4 protein-coding genes and 2 pseudogenes are annotated in these 2,952 nt (G+C 64.5%); 4 read left to right on the top strand and 2 right to left on the bottom strand.

Annotated features, from left to right (window positions below):
• Both JF781_RS27695 and JF781_RS27690 read right to left on the bottom strand, forming a co-directional pair.
• Nucleotides 1-280: pseudogene (locus JF781_RS27695) on the bottom strand (transposase); the annotation flags it as partial.
• A pseudogene (locus tag JF781_RS27690) lies at nucleotides 273-675 on the bottom strand (DnaB-like helicase C-terminal domain-containing protein); the annotation flags it as partial. The pseudogenes JF781_RS27690 and JF781_RS27695, both read right to left, overlap by 8 nt.
• A gap of 76 nt (nucleotides 676-751) precedes the next feature.
• On the opposite strand from JF781_RS27690, the gene JF781_RS28530 reads away from it, so the two are divergent.
• The 4 genes from JF781_RS28530 to JF781_RS27675 all read left to right on the top strand — a co-directional run.
• Nucleotides 752-1,312: a transposase gene (locus JF781_RS28530; RefSeq protein ID WP_080691073.1), complete on the top strand. Its 561-nt coding sequence runs from the start codon at nucleotides 752-754 to the stop codon at nucleotides 1,310-1,312.
• Entirely contained in the window at nucleotides 1,287-2,099 is an 813-nt protein-coding gene (locus JF781_RS28525; RefSeq protein ID WP_306453518.1) for a transposase, read from the top strand. Before JF781_RS28530 ends, JF781_RS28525 begins: the two co-directional genes overlap by 26 nt.
• A gap of 129 nt (nucleotides 2,100-2,228) precedes the next feature.
• Complete coding sequence (locus JF781_RS27680; RefSeq protein WP_136244823.1) at nucleotides 2,229-2,510, top strand: hypothetical protein; 282 nt, start codon at nucleotides 2,229-2,231, stop codon at nucleotides 2,508-2,510.
• Between the two features lie 97 nt (nucleotides 2,511-2,607).
• Nucleotides 2,608-2,952, top strand: a 345-nt coding sequence (locus JF781_RS27675) for a hypothetical protein (protein ID WP_225330649.1), incomplete at its 3' end; no start/stop codon positions are given.

The following is a 2,952-nucleotide window of genomic DNA, read 5'->3' as shown; positions in this document are numbered from 1 at the left end:
ACTGTGGCGTTTGCCCTGGGCTCGTTTCCGGTCGTAGAAGGCACGCGATGCTGGACTGGTGCGGAGACTGTTGTGGGCAGCCATGTAGCAGGCTCGGAGTAAGCGCCGGTCATACCTGCGTGGACGTTTCAGGTTGCCCGTGACGCGCCCGGAATCGTGTGGCACTGGTGAAAGACCAGCGATGCCCGCAAGCCTATCCACGGTCTCGTAGTTAGCTAGATCGCCGTTAATCGCGGCCACGAATTCCGCCTCCTAGCAACGGGCCGAATCCGGGCATCGCTGATTTGACTCATGGTGCCGCCCACCCGGATCCAGTCATCGTCATTCATGCGCCCCGAACGCATATCCGCAAGTTTGACCCTCGCTTCGGCCGCCAGCAGCCGCATCACAATTTCGGACTTACTCATTTCCAACGAGAAGATGACACTGGCCATCCGATGTCTGAGCGAACACGATCGCATGAAATCCAGTGCTAGAACGGACTTTTCCAACGCCCGGACGAGCCGCAACGGTAACCATGGTTCCTGGCTGAAGCCCGCAGGTGATCTCATCGAGATCAGCGAATCCGGTCGGCACGCCCCGCGCCAGACCGCCATTGGTAGCGATCGTGTCCAACTCGTCGAGTGTCGGAGTCAGCAAGTCCTCTAACGCGACAGTGTCCTCGCTAGGTCGTGTCCCTGCCGCGGTGTAAAAGAATCCGGACGTAGGTTCCCTCGAAGACCGGCCAGTCTGATGGAAGGAGCCTACGTCCGTGTCGAAGAGGGTATCGCCTGTGCAGCGGTTGCAGGCAGAAATTGATGGTGTGTTCGCCGGCGGCGAGGACCTGGCGGGCGCGATCGAGGAAGTAGCCCGGCTTGGTGCCCGGTTGCTGCTGCAGACCGCCATCGAGGCCGAAGTGGCCGCGTTTTTGGGCCGGGACCGCTACCAGCGGACCGCGAGCTGTGCGGACGCCCGCGCCGGGATGCGCAACGGATACTGCCCGACCACGGTGAAGACCACCGCGGGACCGGTGACGCTGGCACGGCCGAAGATGCGCGGCACCACCGAGCGGTTCGCCTCCCAGCTGTTCGGCAAGGGAGTAACCAAGACCAACGCATTGGAGGCATTGGTGATCGCCGGGTTCGTGCGCGGGTTGTCGGTCCGCGACGTGGAGGCCACCCTGGTCGAAGCGCTCGGCGAGGCCGCCGCGGTGTCGAAGTCGACGGTGTCGCGCATCTGCGAGGACATCAACGGCTCAGTTCGAGCAGTGGAGCGCTCGCCGCCTCGACGACGTCGAGCTCGATTACCTGTTCCTGGACGGGTCGCACTTTAAATACCACGCAGGCGCCTCAGCCGAGCCGGTACTGGCCGCGTGGGGTATCGACACCGACGGCAAACCGGTGTTCGTCGGGCTTGAGGCGGCCTCCTCGGAATCCGGTGCGGCCTGGGAAGGGTTCTTGCGCGGGCTCGGCGAACGCGGCCTGGCGTGCCCACTGCTGGTGATCAGCGACGGCGCACCCGGGCTGATCGGCGCGGTCGAGACCACCATGGGCGCGGCGTTGCGGCAGCGGTGTCTTATTCATCGCGCCAGAAACATCCTGGCCAAGGTGCCCAAGAATGCCCAAGCTGACGTCAAAGCCGATTATTGGGCGGTCTTCGACCTACCAGCCGATGTCGAACCCGGCATCGCCGCGGTCAAACTCGCCCAAAACAGGACCGACGCGTTCGCCAAGCGCTGGCGCGACTCCTACCCGGCCGCAGTGCGGGCCCTGCTCGATGACCGCGACTCGCTGACCGTCTACCTGCGGTTTCCCCGTGAGCATTGGCCCAGGGCCCGACACTCCAACTTCATCGAACGCACCTTCGGCGAAACACGGCGCAGAGTCAAGGTGATCGGCCGCCTGCCCGGCGAGTACTCCTGCCTCACACTGGTGTGGGCCGTACTCGACCGCGCCAGCGCCGGATGGCGCGGGTTCACCATGACCCCGGCCGGGCTGCGGCTGCTGGCCGACCTACGCAGATCGCTGCACGACCCACCGACCGAACTGCCGCAAAGGAATCCGCAAAATCACACCGAAACTGGCCTGGTGCCAACCGAGCCTGTCAGCGCTACCGCATAGACTCATGAACGCAAGCGAACGATCGATCTGCGCGACGAGTTGGGCAACCCGGTCGATCCCGGTTCTCACTGCTAATTTCCTTTCGTCGTTTGTCTCATTCGGTCCAGATTCGGGCCGAATGCTGCGTTGTTGTTGGTGTTCATGGTCGGGCGGGTGGTGCGATTAGGTGTTCTGGACCGGATGCGACAAGCTGCTGTCGGCGTTTCATGGCGCCGTAGTGAACAAGGTCTCCTCCGGCAGCGGCAGTTGGATGGCCAGGCCTTTGCGTTGGCCACGGTTGACGTGGACGGCGTTGAGCTCTCCGCGGCGGATTCGATCCAGGACGGTCTGTTTGGCCACGCCGAGTCGGCGGGCAGCCTGCTCGAGCCCAACCCATCCGTCGGGTGTGTCTGGGGTGATATTGGCGCGTAGCTCGGGGTCGATGCGGATCCGCCACGGGTCGCCAGGGCGATGTTGCTCGCCGTGGATGAAGCCGCTTGCCAGCCACCGGTAGAGAGTGGCGCGGGAGGTGCCCCAGCAGCGTCTCGGCTTCGGCGATACTGACCATGCGTACATCGTCGCCGACGGGTACGACAGGCTCGGTCGGCCCGGCGATACCGTGTTTGCGGCGCAGGCTGCCAACCCGGTCGCGGGTGAACGCCAGCCCGGTCGCAGTCATCACGCCCTGCCGTGCGAGCAGACGCGCGATCGTCGCGTCGTCGTAGTGGGCTGCCAGCCGCCGAATGCGCTCCAGCGTGTCGGCCTCGGTACGGATCGCGCTATCGACGGCGCGCTGAAACAACTCACCAAGCTGCGGTCAATCCACGAGCGACCGGCGAGCGTCCAAACCCGCCGACAGGCGGGCCACTGGGAG

Origin of the sequence: Mycobacterium sp. WUMAC-067, assembly GCF_020217485.1 — a bacterium.
GTDB lineage: Bacteria > Actinomycetota > Actinomycetes > Mycobacteriales > Mycobacteriaceae > Mycobacterium.
This window is presented reverse-complemented; position numbering and strand designations above follow the sequence as displayed.